The 20,668-nt window shown below is 62.6% G+C and carries 22 protein-coding genes; 13 read left to right on the top strand and 9 right to left on the bottom strand.

Annotated elements, in window-relative coordinates:
- Positions 1–59: 59 nt before the first annotated feature.
- The 3 genes from M3P21_RS10760 to moaA are packed head-to-tail and all read right to left on the bottom strand — an operon-like array spanning position 60 to position 2,882.
- Complete coding sequence (locus M3P21_RS10760; protein WP_249709967.1) at positions 60–515, bottom strand: acyl-CoA thioesterase; 456 nt, start codon at positions 513–515, stop codon at positions 60–62.
- Between the two features lie 41 nt (positions 516–556).
- A complete protein-coding gene (locus M3P21_RS10755) occupies positions 557–1,873 on the bottom strand; it encodes a 3-deoxy-D-manno-octulosonic acid transferase (RefSeq protein ID WP_249709965.1) in 1,317 nt (438 codons plus the stop codon).
- Position 1,874: 1 nt separating this feature from the next.
- Entirely contained in the window at positions 1,875–2,882 is a 1,008-nt protein-coding gene (moaA, locus tag M3P21_RS10750) for a GTP 3',8-cyclase MoaA (RefSeq protein WP_249709963.1), read from the bottom strand.
- A gap of 91 nt (positions 2,883–2,973) precedes the next feature.
- On the opposite strand from moaA, the gene M3P21_RS10745 reads away from it, so the two are divergent.
- Complete coding sequence (locus tag M3P21_RS10745) at positions 2,974–3,408, top strand: hypothetical protein (RefSeq protein ID WP_249709961.1); 435 nt, start codon at positions 2,974–2,976, stop codon at positions 3,406–3,408.
- A gap of 47 nt (positions 3,409–3,455) precedes the next feature.
- On the opposite strand, the gene M3P21_RS10740 is transcribed toward M3P21_RS10745, so the two are convergent.
- The 5 genes from M3P21_RS10740 to glmU form a co-directional block, all read right to left on the bottom strand.
- Positions 3,456–4,247 carry a nuclear transport factor 2 family protein gene (locus tag M3P21_RS10740; protein WP_249709960.1) on the bottom strand — a complete coding sequence of 264 codons (792 nt, stop codon included), beginning with the start codon at positions 4,245–4,247 and terminating at the stop codon, positions 3,456–3,458.
- A 74-nt stretch (positions 4,248–4,321) separates the two neighbouring features.
- The gene (locus M3P21_RS10735) at positions 4,322–4,999 is read right to left on the bottom strand and encodes a DNA alkylation repair protein (protein ID WP_249709959.1); all 678 of its coding nucleotides are present in this window, start codon (positions 4,997–4,999) and stop codon (positions 4,322–4,324) included.
- Positions 4,999–5,550, bottom strand: a complete 552-nt coding sequence (locus tag M3P21_RS10730; RefSeq protein WP_249709958.1) for a pyridoxamine 5'-phosphate oxidase family protein — start codon at positions 5,548–5,550, stop codon at positions 4,999–5,001. The genes M3P21_RS10735 and M3P21_RS10730 overlap by 1 nt, the downstream gene beginning before the upstream one ends.
- A gap of 3 nt (positions 5,551–5,553) precedes the next feature.
- Positions 5,554–7,377: a glutamine--fructose-6-phosphate transaminase (isomerizing) gene (gene glmS, locus M3P21_RS10725; RefSeq protein ID WP_249709957.1), complete on the bottom strand. Its 1,824-nt coding sequence runs from the start codon at positions 7,375–7,377 to the stop codon at positions 5,554–5,556.
- A gap of 2 nt (positions 7,378–7,379) precedes the next feature.
- A complete protein-coding gene (glmU, locus tag M3P21_RS10720) occupies positions 7,380–8,732 on the bottom strand; it encodes a bifunctional UDP-N-acetylglucosamine diphosphorylase/glucosamine-1-phosphate N-acetyltransferase GlmU (protein WP_249709956.1) in 1,353 nt (450 codons plus the stop codon).
- Between the two features lie 132 nt (positions 8,733–8,864).
- Here glmU and M3P21_RS10715 point away from each other — a divergent pair, with 132 nt between their 5' ends.
- The 5 genes from M3P21_RS10715 to M3P21_RS10695 all read left to right on the top strand — a co-directional run bounded on the left by M3P21_RS10715 (position 8,865) and on the right by M3P21_RS10695 (position 13,073).
- Positions 8,865–9,560: an HAD-IA family hydrolase gene (locus tag M3P21_RS10715; protein ID WP_249709955.1), complete on the top strand. Its 696-nt coding sequence runs from the start codon at positions 8,865–8,867 to the stop codon at positions 9,558–9,560.
- A gap of 31 nt (positions 9,561–9,591) precedes the next feature.
- Positions 9,592–10,785 carry a DegT/DnrJ/EryC1/StrS family aminotransferase gene (locus M3P21_RS10710; RefSeq protein WP_249709954.1) on the top strand — a complete coding sequence of 398 codons (1,194 nt, stop codon included), beginning with the start codon at positions 9,592–9,594 and terminating at the stop codon, positions 10,783–10,785.
- 50 nt (positions 10,786–10,835) lie between these two features.
- The gene (locus M3P21_RS10705; RefSeq protein ID WP_249709952.1) at positions 10,836–11,315 is read left to right on the top strand and encodes a hypothetical protein; all 480 of its coding nucleotides are present in this window, start codon (positions 10,836–10,838) and stop codon (positions 11,313–11,315) included.
- Positions 11,316–11,406: 91 nt separating this feature from the next.
- Complete coding sequence (locus tag M3P21_RS10700; protein WP_249709951.1) at positions 11,407–12,567, top strand: acyl-CoA dehydrogenase family protein; 1,161 nt, start codon at positions 11,407–11,409, stop codon at positions 12,565–12,567.
- Positions 12,567–13,073: a lysozyme inhibitor LprI family protein gene (locus M3P21_RS10695; RefSeq protein WP_249709950.1), complete on the top strand. Its 507-nt coding sequence runs from the start codon at positions 12,567–12,569 to the stop codon at positions 13,071–13,073. The genes M3P21_RS10700 and M3P21_RS10695 overlap by 1 nt, the downstream gene beginning before the upstream one ends.
- 30 nt (positions 13,074–13,103) lie before the next feature.
- On the opposite strand, the gene M3P21_RS10690 is transcribed toward M3P21_RS10695, so the two are convergent.
- Complete coding sequence (locus M3P21_RS10690) at positions 13,104–13,709, bottom strand: OmpW/AlkL family protein (RefSeq protein WP_249709949.1); 606 nt, start codon at positions 13,707–13,709, stop codon at positions 13,104–13,106.
- Between the two features lie 139 nt (positions 13,710–13,848).
- On the opposite strand from M3P21_RS10690, the gene M3P21_RS10685 reads away from it, so the two are divergent.
- The 7 genes from M3P21_RS10685 (at position 13,849) to M3P21_RS10655 (ending at position 20,657) form a co-directional block, all read left to right on the top strand.
- Complete coding sequence (locus M3P21_RS10685) at positions 13,849–15,372, top strand: AMP-binding protein (protein WP_249709948.1); 1,524 nt, start codon at positions 13,849–13,851, stop codon at positions 15,370–15,372.
- Between the two features lie 337 nt (positions 15,373–15,709).
- Positions 15,710–15,901 carry a hypothetical protein gene (locus M3P21_RS10680; protein WP_249709947.1) on the top strand — a complete coding sequence of 64 codons (192 nt, stop codon included), beginning with the start codon at positions 15,710–15,712 and terminating at the stop codon, positions 15,899–15,901.
- Complete coding sequence (locus M3P21_RS10675; RefSeq protein WP_249709946.1) at positions 15,898–16,404, top strand: hypothetical protein; 507 nt, start codon at positions 15,898–15,900, stop codon at positions 16,402–16,404. Before M3P21_RS10680 ends, M3P21_RS10675 begins: the two co-directional genes overlap by 4 nt.
- Positions 16,405–16,416: 12 nt before the next feature.
- Positions 16,417–18,021, top strand: a complete 1,605-nt coding sequence (locus tag M3P21_RS10670) for a carboxyl transferase domain-containing protein (RefSeq protein WP_249709945.1) — start codon at positions 16,417–16,419, stop codon at positions 18,019–18,021.
- A 2-nt stretch (positions 18,022–18,023) separates the two neighbouring features.
- On the top strand, positions 18,024–18,305 hold the full coding sequence (locus tag M3P21_RS10665; protein WP_249709944.1) for a hypothetical protein: 282 nt from the start codon (positions 18,024–18,026) through the stop codon (positions 18,303–18,305).
- Positions 18,302–18,733: an ASCH domain-containing protein gene (locus M3P21_RS10660; protein WP_249709943.1), complete on the top strand. Its 432-nt coding sequence runs from the start codon at positions 18,302–18,304 to the stop codon at positions 18,731–18,733. Before M3P21_RS10665 ends, M3P21_RS10660 begins: the two co-directional genes overlap by 4 nt.
- On the top strand, positions 18,726–20,657 hold the full coding sequence (locus M3P21_RS10655; protein WP_249709942.1) for an acetyl/propionyl/methylcrotonyl-CoA carboxylase subunit alpha: 1,932 nt from the start codon (positions 18,726–18,728) through the stop codon (positions 20,655–20,657). Before M3P21_RS10660 ends, M3P21_RS10655 begins: the two co-directional genes overlap by 8 nt.
- Positions 20,658–20,668 lie beyond the last annotated feature (11 nt).

Raw genomic sequence — 20,668 nt, 5'->3', positions numbered from 1 at the left:
GCGCGCCTCCCCCGGGATATTTGTGGCCAGTTGAAGGGCGGAACAGGGCGCGGCGGGCGCTATGTTTCGTTGGGTATCTTCACGTCATAGGCGGTGCGGAATATGTCCGGCATACGGGTGGGGCGCCCGGTTGTCAGGTTGGTGCAGACATAGTCGGACTTCGCACGCAGGATGGTTTTGCCGTCCCCCAGCCGGGCAATCTGAAAGCGTCGGCTGGCCCGCAGTTTGCCATCATTCGTGGCGACCCAGTTATAGACGACGACCTCGTCATCCAGAAAGGCGGAGGACAGATAGTCGATCTCGTGCCGGACGGTGGCCATGCCGCGATTCATTTCGATGCAGGCCTGTTCACTCAGGCCGACAGCACGGGTGTGCTCCCAGACCGTGGCATCGAGCCATTTCAGGTAGACCGCGTTGTTGACATGGTGAAAGCCGTCCAGGTCGTCCTCGGTGACTTTGAACCGTTTCCAGAAGGGATCGGGATATTCTGCGAGGCTGAGGATGAGGTCTTGCATATCGAGAGGCCTGAATTGTTGGTTCGGATTGGGAAAGGGGCTCAGCCGGTTGCGGCGGGTCTGGTCAGGTCAAGTTCCTGGCACAGACTGTCGATAACCGCCAGCAGCGCGTTTTGCTGGCTCGCCACATAGGCCGAGGCAGCCTGCCGGGCGCGGTCGAATTGCGCCGGGTTCTCCAGCCAGTCGGCAACGGCGCGGGCGAGGCTGTCGGCATCGTGGATCTCGCGCGCGCCGCCATCGAGCTTCATTTGGGCATAGGTTTCGGCGAAGTTGTAATACCCCGGCCCGGTGATCACCGCAGCCCCCGCCTGCGCGGGTTCGAACGGGTTATGGCCGCCGATTTCCAGCAGTGAGCCGCCGAGAAAGACCAGTTTGCACAACGCGTACCAGGTGCCGGTCTCGCCCAGTGTGTCGGCCATGTAGACACGGGTTTGTGCTGTGATCGGGTTCTGCGAGGTGCGGCGGGCGCAGGTCAGGCCGGCGGCGTTCACCAGACCCTGAACCACGTCGCCGCGTTCGGGGTGGCGGGGGACCAGCAGCAAGAGCAGGTCGGGATGGGTGTTGAGCAGGGTCCGGTGCGCCTGCAGCACCGTTTCCTCTTCGCCTTTGTGGGTCGAACTTGCGACCCAGACCGGACGATCACCGATCGCTTTGGACAAGGTATCGCGTGTCGCCTCATCCACCGGCAGCGGGGCCGAGGTTGCCTTGAGATTGCTGCCGGGGCGGACCCGGTTCGGATCGGCGCCCATGGCAATCAGATTGTCGGCGGTCTGCCGGTTCTGGGTCAGAAACAGGGTGAACCGGTCGAGGATATACCGCGCCGTGTCGGGAAACCTCTGCCAGCCCTGCACCGATTTCTGCGAGAGGCGGGCGTTGAGCAGGGCCAGCTTGATGCCGCGCCGGTCGGCCTCGACCAGCATGCGGGGCCAAAGCTCGCTTTCGACGAAAATGCCCGCCTGTGGCCGCCAGTGATCATAAAAGCGCGTGACCGCCGTGCCGGTATCGAGCGGCACGAACTGGTGCCGGGTGCGCGGCGGCAGACGTTTGGCAACCAGTTCGGCTGAGGTGGGCGTGCCCGAGGTGATCAGGAATTCCGCCTCGGGCAGCACCGCGCCCATGCGGGTGATCAGCGTGAGCACCGACAGGCTTTCGCCCACGCTGGCCGCGTGAAACCAGATCAACTGGCCATCGGGGCAGGGCAGCGTGGCATGGCCCAACCGCTCTCGTTGCCGTTCGGGCGCAACGCCTGCCGCGTCGAGCTTGCGGTGTACGCTACGCCAGGCCAGTGGACCAAGCGCACCAGTGACGGTTGCGTATACCCGGTAAAGCAGCGTCGGGGTGACGCCCTCGTGGGACATATCAGCCGCCCGTATGACTCATGTGGCGGGGCATCTGGCCATCGAGCGTTTGCCGGGAATAGTCGAAATCATGACCTTTGGGCTTGTGGCTGATGGCGGCGCGGATGGCGTCCTGCAGGGGGGCTTCGGTGTTGGGGTGATCGCGCAGAGGCTGGCGCAGATCAGCCATATCCTCCTGCCCGAGGCACATGTAAAGCTCGCCGGTGCAGGTCAGGCGCACCCGGTTGCAGCTTTCGCAGAAATTATGGCTGAGCGGCGTGATGAAGCCGATCTTTTGCCGGGTCTCCTCCAGCCGCACATACCGGGCCGGACCGCCAGAGCGTTCGGCCAGATCGCTGACCGCATAGTGGTTTTCATACTCGGCACGCACATCCTTGAGCGACCAGTATTGGCCCAGCCGATCCTCGTTGCCGATATCGCCCATCGGCATGACCTCGATCCAGGTCAGGTCCATGTCGCGCTCGGCGCACCATTGCGTGATCGTAGGCAGTTCTTCTTCGTTGAAGCCTTTCAAGGCCACCGCGTTGATCTTGATCCGCAGCCCTGCCTTCTGTGCCGCGTCAATTCCGCGCAGCACCTGTTTCAGGCGGCCCCAGCGGGTGATGTCGGCAAACTTGGTCTCGTCCAGCGTGTCGAGCGAAACATTCACCCGCCGCACGCCCGCCGCATAAAGCTGATCGGCGAACCGTTCCAATTGCGAGCCGTTGGTGGTGAGCGTCAATTCATCCAAAGCGCCGCTTTCCAGATGCCGGGTCATGCCGTTGAAGAAGGTCATGATGTCGCGCCGCACCAGCGGCTCGCCCCCGGTGATGCGCAGTTTGCGCACGCCGAGCCCCACAAAGGTGGAGCACATGCGATCCAGCTCTTCCAGCGTCAGCAGCTCTTTCTTGGGCAGAAAGGTCATGTTCTCGGACATGCAATAGACGCAGCGGAAATCGCAGCGGTCGGTCACCGAAACGCGAAGATAGGTGATGGCGCGGGCAAAGGGATCAATCAGAGGTGCTGTCATGGCGCTATACGTAAAGCGCGACCCTGCCTGCGGCAAGAGGCATCATGGATTGGGTCTGGCATGGCCGGTCGTCTCTGGCTAGGGTTCCGGCATGAGATACCTTGCTTTGACCGCTCTGATCCTGATCGCCGGATGCGCGCAGATCCGTGACACCACCGATGGTCTGTTCAGCGGCCCCTCGACCCCTTCCGCGTCCGACGGCGGGGAAACGCCTGAGGCGGACTCTGCTGATGAGGTCGAGGAGGTTGTTGCGACCGAACAGTTCGATCCGGGCTGGACCGGGGCCAAGCAGACGATTGCCGGGCTGGGCGATGTCGCGAAACCCGGTGTCTGGCTCGAGACGCCTCTGGTCAGCCTCGAACGCTCGGGCCGGGTGGTGGTGCGCAAAACCGGGGCCTCGGCCTTTGTGACGCTGATCCCGATTGAGGGCGAGGAAACCGCAGGCAGCCGGTTGTCACTGGAGGCGATGCGGGCGCTATTGGCACCGATCGACCAATTGGTCGAACTGGACGTTTACACCAATTGATGTAACCGCTTTGAAACGGTGCGTCGGGGGTCCGCTGTCACAGGGCCTCAGAACTTGCCGTTGTTGTTCTTCCACTCCGATCGGGGCGCGATCTTTTCGGTGGTGTCCCAGTGTTCGACAAGCCTGCCGTCGGCGACCCGGAACAGGTCGAAAAAGGCGCAATGCTGGCCGGCATGGTCCCCTTCGCTGACGCAGAGCACGAAATTTCCCTCGGCCACAACCCGGTGCAGATGGTGGTAATCAATCACGCGGTGACCGTTCTCTGACTGCACGAGCGCGGATATCAGTGCCGCGCGGCCATCGGTGAGCCGGGGATTGTGTTCGATATAGCCCTGTTCGGCGATGAACTCGGCAATCCGGTCAAGCCTGGCCCCGATCAGCACGGTTTCGACAAAGTTGCGGGCAAGGCTGCGGTTGGCCTCGGTCAGCGCAGGGTCGCTGGCCTCGGTCGGGCCGTCCACCATGCTGCGCCCGGACGGGTTGGGACCCAGCCGGGGCTGAATGTTGTCCCAATGTTCCACGGCCTGGCCGTCCTCGAACCGGAACAGTTCGAACCCGATCCGCCGGGTGGCGAAATCGTACTCGGTATGGGCAAAGACGAAATCGCCATCCTCAAAGGCCCGCACGATATTGACGCGCGGCGAGGTTTTCGACAACCGTTTGAACAACGCCGCAAGCCCTTCGCTGCCTTCATGGGTTTGCGGGTTGTGCTGGATGTACCTGGCTTCGTTCACCACCGAGATAGGCTCGGGATCGCCGGTCTCGATGCTTTTCAACAAGGCGCGGATGCGGTCTTTGTTTTCGTGTGGAATGGGTGGGCAATCCATTGTTTCGGGCATGGTTTGGCCCTGAGACTGCGCGCATTTGGACCGGTCAGCAAGGGCAAGGTTCTTGCCGCACCACTGCAGAGTGCTTAACGGTCGAGATACTTTGCCGCCTCGCGTCGGGCAAAGGGTTTCATCGCCTCGCCATGTTCGGCCAGAAAGGCGCGGACCCGTGGCGCGTCGTGTTTGGACAGGTCGCGCAGCCACCACGCCACCGCTTTCTGGATGAACCAGTCGCGGTCGGGCACATAGAGGGCAGCCCAGCCCAGGATGCGGTCACGGCGGGCCAGATCATCCGGTTTGGGGGTGTTCTGCTTGGTCCACGGCAGGGTGGCCACCAGCGCGGCACGGCGGGTCCACATGTGCTCGGACCGGGTCCAGCCCTCAACCTGATCCAGACGCGCCGGATCGGCAACCAGCCGTTTTGAGATGGCCCCGCAGGCGTGATCGGCGATGGCCCAGCTGTCGAATTCCGGCACCCAGTTGCACAACAATTCCCAGACCGCCTCATCGGGTCGGATGCGGGCCTGCGTCAGCAGCTTGGCAGCGGCGATGCGGGCCTCGAAGATATCGCTCTGCCACAGCGCGTCTGCCAGTTCGATCCGCTCGGGCAGGTTCAGCGCCTGCCGCCACGCCTTGGTCAGATCGTTGATCGCCGGGTTGGGGACACCCAGAACCACGCGGCTCTGTTTGTGATAGGCCGCTTTCTGTTCGGCGCGGCCGGGTTCAACATGGGCATTGAGCTGATCGAGATAGGGTGCAAGCATCAGCTTCCTCGGACCGGAACGCCGGTTGGCTTGCCGTCGAGGGTGGTCTGGTTCCTGTCGGCCCAGTATTGGCGAATGTCTTCGTCGGATTTGCCGTCGACCCATTTCTGCATTGTGTCGCGGTCGGCGCGAAAATCCATCAGCGGCACGGTATAGCCGCAGGAGGTCTGGACCATCTCGATCTCGACATCAAAGATCTGCCGTGCACTGCGATGGGGCGGGAAATATTGCGCCAGATCGGGCCAGCCGGCATCGCCTTGCTGCACGGTGCGGGCGGTGCCATAGGCGCGCAGGATTATGGGGCGCGTTTCGAAGGAACACCACATCAGCGTCATGCGGTTGATTTCCAGCAAATGCCCGGCAGTTTCGTTGCCACTGCCCGTCAGGTTCATCCACAGGATGCGGTTTGGCCCCATCACCCGCAGCGACTCCATCCCCTTGGGCGAGATATTCACCCGCCCTTCGGGCTCGGCAGAGCCGGTGAAGAACATGTGCTGCGCTTCGATGAAGGTGCGATGCGCGTCGTCGAGAGCGGGGAACTGCTTTCCCATGGGTTACTCCACTGTTACCGATTTCGCCAGATTGCGCGGCTGGTCCACATCAGTGCCCTTGGCAACAGCCGTGTGATAGGCCAGCAACTGCGCAGGCACCGCATAGAGGATCGGCGTCAGGCTGGGATGCGCGTGTGGCATGCGCACGGTGGACCAGACGCCGTCCTGCGCCTCGGCGATCCCGTCATCATCCGAGATCAGCAGCACCTTGCCCTTGCGCGCCATCACCTCCTGCATGTTCGAGATGCTCTTGTCGAAGAGCGCGTCACGCGGGGCCATGACCACAACCGGCATATGTTTGTCGATCAGCGCGATGGGGCCGTGTTTCAACTCGCCAGACGCATAAGCTTCGGCGTGTATATAGCTGATTTCCTTCAGTTTCAGTGCTCCCTCATGGGCAAGCGGATACATTGCGCCACGGCCCAGGAACAGCACGTCGCGCGCCTCGCTCAGCTTTTGGGCGGCGGTGCGGATCGCGTCCTCCTGATCCAGTGCGGCGTTGAGCAGCGCGGGTAGCCCGCGCAGCGCCGAGAGGTGATCGGCGATCTGTTCCGGCGTCAGCGTGCCCCGGTCCTGTGCCGCCTTCAGCGCCAGCATCAGCAGTACGCTGAGCTGGCAGGTAAAGGCCTTGGTCGAGGCGACGCCGATCTCGACTCCCGCATGGATTTCCAATGCCAACTGGCTTTCCCGCGCGATCGAGCTTTCCGGGACATTGACCACCGAAACGATCTTGTCCGCCTTGCCTTCGCAATAGCGCAGCGCGGCCAGCGTATCGGCGGTCTCGCCAGACTGGCTGACGAACAGCGCCACGGTGCGATCCGGGATCGGCGGTTCGCGATAGCGGAATTCCGAGGCGATATCGACCTCGACCGGAATGCGGGCCAGCTGTTCGAACCAGTATTTGGCGGTCAGACAGGCGAAATAGGCGGTGCCGCAGGCGACCATGGTCAACCGATCGACCTGGCCGAAATCGAGCCCTTCACCGGGCAGGCGAACCTCGTCCGAGCCAGAGGGCAGGTAGGCGCGGATCGCCTCCGCAATCACCGTGGGTTGCTCGGCGATTTCCTTGGCCATGAAGTGTTTGTGGCCCTCCTTGTCGGCGCGGGTCCGGTCGGTGGCGATCTTGCGCATCTCGCGATTGGCCAGTTCTCCTTGCGCGTCGCGGATCTCAAGCGAGGTGCGGGTCAGGACGGCGCGGTCGCCTTCCTCCAGATAGGTGATCCTGTCGGTCAGCGGGGCCAGCGCGATGGCATCCGAGCCGACGAACATCTCGCCGTCTCCATGACCGATGGCCAGCGGGGAGCCCTTGCGCGCCGCGACGATCAGGTCCTCTTCGCCGTCGAAGAGAAAGGCCAACGCAAACGCCCCCTCAAGCCGGTCGATGGCGCGGTTGGCGGCTGCGACCGGATCGAGGCCAGAGCGCAGGAAATGTTCGGCCAGCAGGGCCACGGTTTCGGTGTCGGTTTCGGTCTGGAACTCGATCCCGTGTTCAGCCAGTTCCGCCCGCAAGTCGCGGTAATTCTCGACGATGCCATTATGCACCACCGCCACCGACCCGGCGCGGTGCGGGTGGGCGTTGCTGACAGTGGGCGCACCATGGGTGGCCCAGCGGGTATGGCCGATGCCGGATTTGCCGGGCAGGGGTTCGTGCACCAACAGGTCGCTGAGATTGACCAGCTTGCCCACCGCGCGCCGCCGATCCAGCGCGCCCTTGTTCACGGTGGCAATCCCGGCGCTGTCATAGCCGCGATATTCCAGCCGTTTCAACGCCTCGACCAGAATGGGGGCGGCCTCGTGATCGCCCAGGACACCGACAATTCCACACATCTCTACTGACCTTTCGAAAGCTTTTCTTTCTTCTTCCGCAAGATGGAGAAGAGTTTTGCCGCGTAGCCCGGCTTGTTGTCCTGCTTGGCACGGGCCACCGCCAGCGCGTCGGCTTCGACATTGCGGGTCACCACCGTTCCGGTGGCGGTCATCGCGCCGTCCCCGATGGACACAGGGGCGACCAGCATGGTGTTCGAGCCGATGAATGCGCCTGCGCCGATCTCGGTCCGGTGCTTCATGAAGCCATCGTAATTGCAGGTGATGGTGCCCGCGCCGATATTGGATTTGGCGCCGATGCTGGCATCGCCCACATAGCTCAGGTGGTTGACCTTGGCACCCTCGGCGATCTCGGCATTCTTGATCTCGACGAAATTGCCGACCTTCGCATCTTCCGCCAATTCGGTGCCCGGACGCAGGCGCGCGTAAGGGCCAACCACGGCGCCGCGGCTGACATGGCAGCCCTCCAGATGCGAAAAGGCGCGGATTTGCGCGCCGCTTTCCACCGTCACGCCGGGGCCGAAGACCACGTTGGGCTCGATCACGCTGTCACGCCCGATCACGGTATCGAGGGCGAGGTAGACGGTTTCGGGGGCCATTAAGGTGATCCCCTGTCCCAGCAGCGCCGCGCGGGCCGAGGCCTGAAACACCGCATCCGCCTGCGCCAGATCCGCGCGAGAGTTCACGCCCAGCGTTTCGGCCTCGTCACAGGCTACGGCCGTGACGCTCAGATCGCGGGCGCGGGCCAGTTCGACCACATCGGTCAGGTAATATTCACCCGAGGCATTGTCATTGCCGACCGCCGCGATCAGATCAAAGAGCACTGTCGCATCGCAGGCCAGCAGGCCGGAGTTGCAGAAGTTGATCGCGCGCTCGGCCTCTGTGGCGTCCTTGAATTCAACGATGCGTTCCAGCTTGTCGCCGTCCATCACCAGCCGTCCGTAACGGGCGGGGTCGGCGGCCTCAAAGCCAAGAATGACCAGATCGTTCTCGGTTCGTGCCGAGATCATCCGCTCCAGCGTTTCGGGCTGGATGAAGGGCGTGTCGCCGTACAGAACCACGACATCGCCCTCGAAGCCTTCAAGTGCCGCGCGGGCCTGATCCACCGCATGGGCGGTGCCAAGCTGGTCCTGCTGCAGCACGACCTGCGCGTCCTCATCCTCTGCCAGCACCGCCTTGGTAACGGCCTCGGCCCCGTGGCCTGCCACGATAACGGTGCGTTCGGGCGCAAGCGCACGGCCCGCCCGCATGGCGTGAACAAGCATCGGAGCTTGCGCGATGGGATGCAGGACTTTGGGCAGATCCGAGTTCATCCGAGTGCCTTTGCCTGCGGCAAGGATGACGAGGGCGATGCTCATGAAAATGGTTTCTCTTTGTATTTTCCTTGTGCCCGTTTTATCCGCTGGGGGCAGGGGCGCAAGCACCGGCGCGATCAAATGAGGTTGCGGGATGCAACAGAACGCGGCGGAAGCGCGCCGACAGGAGGCAGGATGCGAACGGTAATTTTTGATCTGGATGGCACGCTGGCCGACACATCCGGTGACCTGCTGGAGGCGGCAAATGCCTGTTTCCGGATGATGGGCCATGGCGATGTGCTGGTGCACGGGACCGATGCGGGCGTTGCCCTGCGCGGTGGCCGGATGATGCTGACGCACGGGTTGCACCGGGTCGGTCAGTTCGATGCCGACACCGTGGATAGCTATTATCCGGTGCTGCTGGACGCCTATGCCGAGAAGATCGATGTACACACCTTCCTCTACCCCTCGGCGATGGAGGCGGTCGAGCGGTTGAAATCCGCCGGGTATGGCGTGGGCATCTGCACCAACAAGCCCGAAGGCCATGCCGACCTGTTGTTGCAGCGGCTTGGCATACGGGACGCCTTTGCCGCGCTGGTGGGGGCCGACACGCTGCCGGTGCGCAAACCCGATCCCGCGCCTTTGCGCGAAACGGCGAAGCGCGCGGGCGGGGATCCGGATCTGTGCCTGCTGGTCGGGGATTCCGACACTGACCGCAACACCGCGCGTGCCGCCGGGGTCCCCTCGGTTCTTGTGACGTTCGGACCGTCGGGCGAGGATATGGCGGCGCTGGAGCCCGAGGCGCTGTTGCATGATTTTGCGCATCTGCCCGATCTGGTGCCAGAGCTGATCGGGCATCCGGGCGCACCCGCAAAGGCCGCACGGGCTTGACCGGGTCCGGCGCGGGCTTCACAAACGCCACATGACAGAAAGATTCACCGGCAGTTTCACCCAGCAGGAACCGATCCCCGACGACGCCATCGCGGCGGCGCTGGATGTGCTGCGCCACGGGCGGCTGCATCGTTACAACCTGGCCGAAGGCGAAGCGGGCGAGACCGCGCTGCTGGAACAGGACTTCGCCGCTTTGACCGGTGCGCGCTACTGCCTCGCCGTGGCCTCGGGCGGCTATGCGATGGCCACAGCGTTGCGGGCGGTGGGGGTGAAACCCGGTGACCGGGTACTCTCCAACGCCTTCACGCTGGCACCGGTACCCGGCGCGATCGCCTCGGTCGGGGCAATCCCGGAATTTGTCGGCGTCACCGAAGGCCTGACCATCGATCTGGACGACCTGGAGGCCAAGCTGAACCGGTCGCAAGTGCTGCTGCTGAGCCATATGCGCGGGCATATCTGCGATATGGACCGGCTGATGGCGATGTGCGACGCGGCTGGCGTTACGGTGATCGAGGATTGTGCGCATACGATGGGGGCAGCCTGGCGTGATGTGCCCTCGGGGCGGCATGGCGCGATTGGGTGTTATTCCTGTCAGACCTATAAGCATGTGAATTCCGGCGAAGGCGGCTTGCTGGTCAGTGATGACGAAGAGCTTGCGGCGCGGGCGGTGATGCTGTCGGGGTCCTACATGCTCTATGGGCGTCACAAGGCGGCCCCGTCGCTCGAAGTCTTTGAGCGGGTCAAGTATCAGACCCCCAATATCTCGGGCCGGATGGACGATCTGCGCGCCGCGATCCTGCGCCCGCAACTGCGCGATCTGGACACGCAGGTAGCGCGCTGGAATGACCGCTACCGCGTTCTGGAACAGGGGCTGCGCGATACGCCGGGCCTGAGCGTGATCGACCGGCCCGAGGCAGAGAGCTATGTCGGCTCCTCCATCCAGTTCCTGCTGCTCGACTGGCAGGACAAAGCGCTTTGTGATGTGATCGAGCGCTGTTCCGCGCGTGGGGTGGAGTTGAAATGGTTCGGCGCGCCGGAACCGGTGGCCTTTACCTCGCGCTATGACAGCTGGCGCTATGCACCCTCGCAGCCGATGCCAGCGACTGATCGCGTTCTGGCGGGCATTGTCGACATGCGCATACCGCTGACCTTCAGCCTTGAGGAGTGCGCGCTGATTGCGCGGATCATCCGGTCCGAGGTGATGCGCGCGCATAACGCGGCCTAGCGCCGGTCCCTGAAAATGTTAGGCTGCCCTCATTTGAGGGAGCTTTTGTCATGGCAAAACCGCAGCGCGGTGGGAAATCCGTTGATCACAAGAAGGAAAAGATCAAGGTCACGACCGCAAAAGCTGATGAAAAGAAGAAATTTGCCGAAGAGGTGAAAAAGCGCAAACTGGCGCTGACCCTGGTGAAACAGGCGGAAACCAAGGTGGTCGCCGCGATCAAGAACGCAAAAAAGGGCGAGGATGCCATCGAAAAGCTCGATGCCGGTATCCTGCAGATCGACACCAGGATCGAAGCCCTGAAGGTCGAGCGCGAGAAGCGCCTGAAACAGCGGCAGGAATTGCACTCCAATGTGCAGCGCCTTGGCCGCGCCGCCGTGAAAGAGATGCAACAGCATTACGCGCAGGTGAAGGTCAACGTGCCGGGGCAATTGCCGCCACCACCACCGGTGAATGTCGGCACGGCTGGATTCGTTATGCTGCTCGCCGCCTGGCCGGTGCTTTGGAAGAAGATCAAATCGAAACTGTCATGAAGTCCTGAACGTCTGTTCAGTTCTTCTTTGACGGGCGCATTTTCGGGTGTTATATGAACACTTGTTCAATAATCGGGAAGGGAGGCCGGCGATGTTCAACGCGAACATGAAATTCGACCTGGGTGAGGATGTGAATGCCCTGCGCGAGATGGTCCATCGCTGGGCGCAGGAACGGGTTCGCCCGATGGCGACTGAAATCGACGCCTCCAACAAATTCCCCAACGAGCTTTGGCGCGAGATGGGCGAACTAGGCCTCTTGGGCATCACGGTTTCCGAAGAATACGGTGGGGCAGGGATGGGTTATCTCGCCCATGCGGTCGCGGTTGAGGAAATCGCGCGGGCCAGCGCCTCGGTCTCGCTGTCCTACGGCGCGCATTCGAACCTCTGCGTGAACCAGATCAATCTGAACGGCACCGAGGCGCAGAAGCGTAAATATCTGCCGGGCCTGCTCTCGGGCGAACATGTCGGCGCACTGGCCATGTCCGAGGCCGGGGCGGGGTCTGACGTGGTGTCGATGAAGCTGCGCGCCGAGAAACGCAACGATCATTATCGGCTGAACGGCAACAAATACTGGATCACCAACGGGCCGGATGCCGACACGCTGGTGGTCTATGCCAAGACCGACCCCGAGGCCGGACCAAAAGGCATCACCGCCTTTCTGATCGAGAAACAGATGACGGGCTTTTCGACCTCGCCGCATTTCGACAAGCTGGGGATGCGCGGCTCGAACACGGCTGAGCTGATCTTCGAGGATGTCGAAGTGCCGTTCGAGAATGTATTGGGCGAAGAAGGCAAGGGCGTTCAGGTGCTGATGTCGGGCCTCGATTATGAACGCGTTGTGCTGGCTGCCATCGGGCCGGGCCTCATCGCAAACTGCATGGATGAGGTCATGCCCTATATGGTCGAGCGCAAGCAGTTCGGCCAGCCGATCGGGAATTTCCAGCTGATGCAGGCCAAGATCGCCGACATGTACACCGCGATGAACTCTACCCGCGCTTATGTCTACGAGGTCGCCAAGGCCTGTGACCGGGGCACCGTGACCCGCCAGGACGCCGCCGCCTGCTGCCTTTATGCCAGCGAGCAGGGCATGGCCCAGGCGCATCAGGCGGTGCAGGCGCTGGGTGGGGCGGGCTTTCTGGCCGATGCGCCGGTCAGCCGTATCTTCCGGGATGCCAAACTGATGGAGATCGGGGCGGGCACCTCGGAAATCCGCCGGATGCTGGTCGGGCGCGAATTGATGGGGGCGATGTGATGCGCCCGGCTTTGGTTGTTGCGGCAGTCGCCCTGTTTGGGGCCGCACCGGCGCAGGCGCAGGATCTGAATTTCTCGATCGCGCCGACGCAAACCTGTCTGGCCGCAACCGCCGACCCGGCGGCGCGCCGGGCTTGTGCGGGCAAGGCAGCCGAGGCCTGCATGACCAACAATCCCGGGGGCGAGACCACGGTGGGCATGGGCTATTGCCTCGATCAGGAGGTCACGCAATGGGATGGCTGGCTGAACGCGGCCTATGGCTCCCTGTTGTCCAAGGCGCAGGCCTCGGATGCCGACTCGGCGCAATGGGGCACCAGCGCGCCGAAGATTACCCCGGCCCTGCGCGAGATGCAGCGCAAATGGATCGCCTATCGCGACACGACCTGTGATTTCGAGATGTCGCAATGGGGCGGCGGCAGCGGCACCGGACCTGCCGGGCTGAACTGTCTGCTGCGCCTGACCGCCGATCAGGCGATCTATCTTGAACGGGCGTGGCTGGGTGAATGACCCATGACCACGCCCGCAAGGATCAACGGCTCAGAACCGGTGCACGTAGGTCAGGCCGACCAGCCAGGGATCGATCTCGGCCTTGCCGATCTTGGTGCCGTCCAGCTTGACGTCCGAGTCGATGTCGAACCAGCGCACGTTCAGACGCATCGAGCCCGCATCGCTGATCTGGTAATCCACACCGGCCTGCAGCGCGAGACCCCAGGAGTTCTCGATCGACAGATCACCCAGCGCGGAATCTTCGTCAAAGAAGATGGTGTAGTTGATCCCGGCGCCCACGTAAGGCGTGAACTTGCTCTGGGTTGGGAAGTGGTAGTTCAGCGACAGGGTGGGCGGCAGATGCTTGGTGCTGCCGATCTTGCCGACGCCGCTCAGCGACAGATCATGCTCGAACGGGGTCGCAGCCAGCAGTTCGACGCCCAGATTGTCGCGGACGAAATATTCGGCGGTGAAGATCGGGCGGGTGTCATTGCCGACATTCAGCTCGGTTCCGGCAACGGTGCCATTGTCGGATTTGGGGTGGAGATAGCCGACACCAACACCAAGGGTCCAGTCGCCCTGCGATTGCGCAAGGGCGGGGCCGGTGATCGCGACCATGGCAAGGGCCGAGGTCAAAAGAGCGTTTCGGAGTTTCATTGTATGTCTCTTGTCTGTGAATTGGGTGATGCGGGGGTTTTCCCCGTTCCGCCGCAGCGCTGCCCTGATCTGGATCAAGAGACGCTGCCTTATGCGCTGCCTATTGCGGGCGAAACATCAACAAAAACAGGGCGATGCGATGGGTGCCACTAGGCGCATACCGGGGTTGCACCCGGATGGGGGCTGGGACCTGCCCGACCGTCTCAACATGGCCACGCAATGCCTGTCGCAGCCTGTCGATCAATTGGCGATCATCGATCTGACCGGACCGCAGCGGCGCGACATCTCATACGGCGAGTTGGACGCGATGGCGGATGGCATTACGCGCGCGTTGGCGGGTCGTGTCCAGCGCGGGGATCGCGTCGGCGTGTTGCTGGGCCAGTCGCCATGGGGCGCTGCAGCGCATCTGGCGATCTGGTCGCTGGGCGCGATCTCGGTGCCGCTGTTCAAGCTGTTCCAGCGCGACGCTTTGCGCAGCCGGATCGCGGATGCCGGGCTTGAGCTGGTGCTGACCGACCCCGAAGGGGCGGCGCTGCTGGGCGATCTCGCCACGCCGCTGATTGCATCGGAGATCGGGCGGGATGGCCCTGCCGTAACACGGTCTGCAACCGGTCCCGACGACCCGGCGGTGCTGATCTATACTTCGGGCACCACGGGCAAACCCAAAGGCGCGCTGCACGGGCACCGGGTGCTGACCGGCCACCTGCCGGGTGTGTCGATCAGCCATAACCATCTGCGCGCAAGCGATTGCCTCTGGACCCCGGCCGACTGGGCCTGGATCGGCGGGCTCTTTGATGTGCTGATGCCGGGCCTGGCGCTGGGCATCCCGGTGGTGGCCGCACGGCTGGACAAGTTCAGCCCGCAGGCAGCGGCAGATGTGATCGTGCGCGGCAGCGTGCGCAACGTGTTCTTCCCGCCCACTGCGCTCAGGATGCTGAAAGCGGCGGATCAGGCCATCCCCGGCCTGCGCTCGGTTGCCTCGGGCGGCGAGCCGCTGGGGGCAGAGATGCTGGCCTGGGGGCAAAAGGCGTTTGGGTTGACCATCAACGAGTTTTACGGCCAGACCGAATGCAACATGGTGGTGTCTTCCTGCGCCGAGGATTTCCCGGTGCAACCCGGCTGTATCGGCAAGCCGGTGCCGGGGCATGAGGTTGCGGTGCTCGACGAGAGTGGCGCGCCGACCGATGGAGAGGGCGATGTGGGGGTCCGGCGTGGCTCGGCCTCGATGCTGCTGGAATACTGGAACAATCCGCAAGCCACGGCTGAGAAATTTAGTGGCGAGTGGCTGATCTCCGGCGACCGAGGCATATGGGAGGGCGACTACCTGCGTTTCGTGGGCCGCGAGGATGACGTGATCACCTCGTCGGGCTACCGCATCGGCCCGTCCGAGATCGAGGATTGCCTGCTAACCCACCCGGCGGTGGCGACCGTGGGTGTGGTTGGCAAGCCCGACAAGCTGCGCACCGAGATCGTGAAGGCTTATGTCGTGCTGAAACCGGGAGCCGAGGCCTCGGGTGTTGAGTTGCAGGACTGGGTCAAGGCCCGGCTGGCGCAGTATTCCTATCCGCGCGAAGTGACGTTTCTGGAGGAACTGCCGATGACGGTCACCGGAAAGGTCATCCGCAAGGAATTGAAGCGGATGGAGGCGGAGGAAACGTCATGAACCCCTTGTCGAAATCAGATTTTTGCTGCCCTCGCTGCGGGAATGCACAGAATAATTTTGCGCTGAGAACGACATTCAAAGGTGGTGTCGCTTGGTGGCCTGTGCAGCATTTCGCTGGATGTTCCGGCTGCGGAGCTCGGCTCAGATTGCGATCCAAATTGCCGTTGAACCAACTGCTTATGTTTCAAGTGGGAGTACCACTACTCCTGGTGGCGATCTTCCTATCACTGGGAGCCAGCGGGTTTGTATTCCTTGTTTTTTTTGCGTCCGCGTCGGTATTGGCATGGATTTTTTGCTCGAAACCCATTCTGAATTTTTTCTTCGAGGTTGAAGCGTTATGAAACTCACATCCAAAGCCATGCCCGCCTCCGAGGGTTTCAAGGCAAACTGTGCCGCCCATCTCGACGCGCAGGCCCAGCATTCCTACCCGCGCGAGGTGGCGTTTCTGGAGGAATTGCCGATGACGGTGACGGGGAAGGTGATCCGCAAGGAATTGAAGCGAATTGCAAAAGAAGAGGCTGGTTTATGAAACTGGGTAAAAGAATAGCTTGTTGGCTTGTCGCGTTGCCCTCCGTCTTCAGCACTCCATCGTACGCTGAGACAACCGATAACCAAGTGTTTGAAACCAGAGTCTTTTTGACAACCTGCACCGAATTGGTTCCCAATGTGCCACTTGCAATTCCAATGGATGCGCAATGCATCTCGCAAGGACGAAAAATGTGCGATTTGGCCATTTTGAATCCAGAACCGGAAACTTGCATAGCAGAAGTAACGGCATGGATGCGGGATGAAGTGGCAACAAAGTGGCCTCAGATTCCGCAAGTCATTCGATTGGATCATGCAACGCCTCCCACTGCCGAAGAAATGAAAGACGATGCGATAATGGCTTCTCTCGTTGGCATGATGCCGAATTGCGAGACCGTGAAAGTCGACGGTGTGTCGAAGCAAACAGTTTGCGAGTATTCGGATGCTTTGGGAAGTTGGCATGCCCTGAGGATTCTTGAACGCTCGGCAAATGAACTTGATCAATAGCGAGGCAAGGCAATGAAACTCACATCCAAAGCCATGCCCGCCTCCGAGGGTTTCAAGGCAAACCGCGCAGCCCATCTTGACGCCTTGGCGCAGATCGCTGAGGCCGCTGAAGCGGCCCGTATGGGCGGTGGCGAGAAATCCCGGGCACGCCACGAATCTCGCGGCAAGATGCTGCCACGCCGTCGGGTGGCGAACCTGCTCGATCCGGGGTCTCCGTTCCTTGAGATCGGCGCGACAGCGGCGCATGGGATGTATGGCGATGCCGCGCCCTCTGCAGGGGTCATCGCGGGTATTGGCCGGGTGCAGGGCCACGAGGTCATGGTGGTCTGCAACGACGCCACCGTGAAGGGCGGCACCTACTACCCGATGTCGGTCAAGAAACACCTGCGCGCGCAGGAGATCGCCGAGGAGAACCATCTGCCCTGCATCTATCTTGTGGACTCAGGCGGCGCCAACCTGCCCAATCAGGATGAGGTCTTCCCGGATCGCGATCACTTTGGCCGCATCTTCTACAATCAGGCGCGGATGAGCGCCAAGGGCATCCCTCAGATCGCCGTTGTGATGGGGTCTTGCACGGCGGGTGGAGCCTATGTGCCCGCCATGTCCGATGTGACCATCATCGTGCGCGATCAGGGTACGATCTTTCTGGCCGGTCCGCCTCTGGTCAAGGCCGCGACGGGCGAGGTGGTCAGCGCCGAGGATTTGGGCGGCGGCGATGTCCATACCCGCCTGTCCGGTGTGGCCGATTATCTGGCCGAGGATGACGCCCATGCGCTGGCCCTGGCGCGCCGCGCGGTCCAAAGCCTCAACCGCCGCAAGCCGCAGACCGTGGATTGGGCCACACCCGAGGACCCGGCCTATGACCCTGAGGAAATCCTCGGCGTGGTGCCGGGCGACCTGCGCACACCTTATGACATTCGCGAGGTGATCGCACGGCTGGTCGATGGCTCGCGTTTCGATGAGTTCAAGCCGCGGTTCGGTGAGACACTGGTGACCGGCTTCGCCCATCTCAAGGGCTGCCCCATCGGCATCATCGCCAATAACGGCGTGCTGTTTTCCGAGGCCGCCCAGAAGGGCGCGCATTTCGTCGAGCTCTGCTCTCAACGCAATATCCCGCTGGTTTTTCTACAGAATATCACCGGCTTCATGGTTGGTCGCAAATACGAAAACGAGGGCATCGCCCGGCACGGCGCCAAGATGGTGACGGCGGTGGCGACCACAAATGTACCCAAGATCACCATGCTTGTCGGGGGCTCGTTCGGGGCCGGGAATTACGGCATGGCGGGCCGCGCCTATCAGCCGAGGTTCCTTTGGACCTGGCCAAATTCCCGTATCTCGGTGATGGGCGGCGAGCAGGCGGCGGGCGTTTTGGCCACCGTCAAACGCGACGGGATCGAGCGGCAGGGCGGCACCTGGACCCCCGAGGAGGAGGCCGACTTCAAACGCCCCACCATCGAGATGTTCGAGGAACAGTCCCACCCGCTCTACGCCTCGGCCCGGCTCTGGGATGACGGCATCATCGACCCGCGCAAAAGCCGCGACGTGCTCTCCCTGTCGCTGAGCGCCGCTTTGAATGCACCTATAGAGGAGACACGTTTCGGCGTGTTCCGGATGTGAGCATGGCGTTTTCGGCGAAGGTACAGGATGTGTTCTCCATCCCCGGTAAGGGGACCGCGCTTTGGCTCACGGAAGTTAGGGGAGAGCCTGTAGAAGGCGAAGGCTTGAAAACTGAAATTGGTGAGGCAGTGGTACTTGCGACCGGTGAACCGGGTATCCGGGATCGTTCCTGTCTTACAGGCTCAAAGATTCCCCCGTATGGCGCGATCCTGACCGATCTACCAATGCCGGACGCAGGCGATCTCTATGACACAACCGTTCAGAGCACGGAGCAATCGTCATGAGTCTCAAGCTTGCGCAGGCGCAAACACGCTATCCCAAGGCCGAGACCTTCACTTTCGGCGACAGCCGCACCCTGTGCGACCAGCTTCTGGCCCTCGTCCGGTCGGGCCGCAAGACGGCCACCTGCGGGGCGTTGCGCGACTATCATAGCGGTGGCGATGTGTATCCAGAGGTCGGGCGTCAGGACATCGCGCTGGATTGGGACGGCAACGCCGCACTTGTGATCGAAACCGTCGAGGTCACCCAGCGCCGGTATTGCGATGTGGATGCCGACTTCGCGCTGGCCGAGGGCGAGAACGATGATCTGGAAGGCTGGCGCGCCGATCACCGCGCATATTTCGAGCGCAATGGCGGCTGGTCCCCCGAGATGGAGCTGGTCTGCGAACGGTTCCGGCTGATCGAGGATTTTGGGAAGGGTGGCGATGTTTAGCAAGATACTGATTGCTAACCGGGGCGAGATTGCCTGCCGGGTCATGGAGACCGCGCAAACGATGGGTGTCTCTTGCGTGGCGGTTTATTCGGATGCCGATGCGGGTGCCAAACATGTGCAGATGGCGGATGAAGCCGTCCATATCGGCGGTGCGGCCCCGGCGGACAGCTACCTGCGCGGCGATGTGATCATTGAGGCGGCGCTGGATACCGGCGCGCAGGCGATCCATCCGGGATACGGGTTCCTCAGCGAGAACCCCGGTTTCGTTGACCTTGTCGATGCGGCGGGGCTGACCTTCATCGGGCCCTCTGCGGAGGCGATCCGCAAGATGGGTCTCAAGGACGCGGCCAAGGTGCTGATGGAACAGGCAGGCGTGCCGGTTGTGCCCGGCTATCACGGTGACAATCAGGACCCTGCGTATCTGGCCGCTCAGGCCGACATCATCGGCTATCCGGTTCTGATCAAGGCGGTCGCGGGTGGCGGCGGCAAGGGGATGCGGCTGGTTGAACAGCCACAGGACTTCCAAGCCGCGCTCGACAGCGCCCGGAGCGAGGCGCGCACCGCCTTCGGTAATGACGCCGTGCTGGTTGAGAAATTCGTCTCCAAACCCCGCCATATCGAGGTTCAGGTCTTTGGCGATGGGGCCCATGCGGTGCATCTCTTCGAGCGGGATTGTTCCCTGCAACGCCGCCATCAGAAGGTGATCGAAGAGGCCCCCGCGCCGGGTATGACGTCCGAGATGCGCGAAGTGATGGGGCAGGCGGGTGTGCGCGCCGCCGAGGCCATTGGCTACAAAGGCGCAGGCACGGTGGAGTTCATCGTTGATGCCTCGGACGGGCTGCACCCGGACCGGTTCTGGTTCATGGAGATGAACACCCGCCTGCAGGTCGAACACCCCGTCACAGAGGCGATCACCGGCATTGATCTGGTCGAATGGCAGTTGCGCGTCGCCTCGGGTGAGGCACTGCCCACGGCGCAGGAGGATCTGTCGATCACCGGTCACGCCTTTGAGGCACGGCTTTATGTCGAGGATGTGCCCAAGGGCTTCCTGCCTGCCACCGGAACGCTGACCCATCTGCGCTTCCCGCAGGGATGCCGGGCCGATAGCGGAGTGCGGGCGGGCGACACGATCAGCCCGTGGTATGACCCGATGATCGCCAAGGTTGTTGTGCATGGTCCCACCCGCGCCGTGGCGCTGGCACAGCTGGATCGCGCCCTGCGTGGCACGCAGGTCGGTGGCACGGTGACCAATCTGGGCTTTCTCGGAGCGCTCACCCGACACACGGGTTTTGCCGCAGGCGACGTGGATACCGGGCTGATCGGGCGCGATCTGGAAACACTGATCCACGACGATGGGCCCGAGCTCCGCCATGTGGTCGCCGCCGCGATGCGGGCGCTTGGTTTGGTGGAGACAGATGACGACACCGGCTTCACTCTGTGGGCGCCACTGCACAGGGCTGCGCATCTGGGCCGTCAGGGTGAGACCATTGCGGTGGATGTGCAGGTTATGAACCCTGATCTCCAACTCTGGCAGGTGGAATCCGATCATATCCGGGCCGAACGCCGCGACGGACGCTGGCGGATCGGCGGGCAGGCGATGCCGGATACCGCGTTGTCAGGGGCCACCGTGACCGTGTTCGACAGGTTCGGGTTGGCATTCGACATTCTCGACCCGCTGGATCGCGATGCCGCGGCAGGCGGTGACACCAATGTGATCGAGGCGCCGATGCCGGGACTGGTCAAGGCGGTGTTTGCAGAACCCGGGCAGCGGGTCCGCGAAGGCGACCGGCTTGCAGTTCTGGAAGCGATGAAGATGGAACATGCGCTGCTGGCAGCCCGCGACGGTGTGGTGGCCGAAGTGCTGTCTGCTGAGGGTGCGCAGGTTGAGGCGGGCGCAGCCTTGGTGCGCCTGCAGGAGGAATGAGGTTGCGTCCC

It is taken from the genome of Ruegeria spongiae, assembly GCF_023502395.1.
GTDB lineage: Bacteria > Pseudomonadota > Alphaproteobacteria > Rhodobacterales > Rhodobacteraceae > Ruegeria_C > Ruegeria_C spongiae.
The sequence above is the reverse complement of the archived record's forward strand: the minus strand, read 5'-3'. Positions and strand labels throughout refer to the sequence as shown.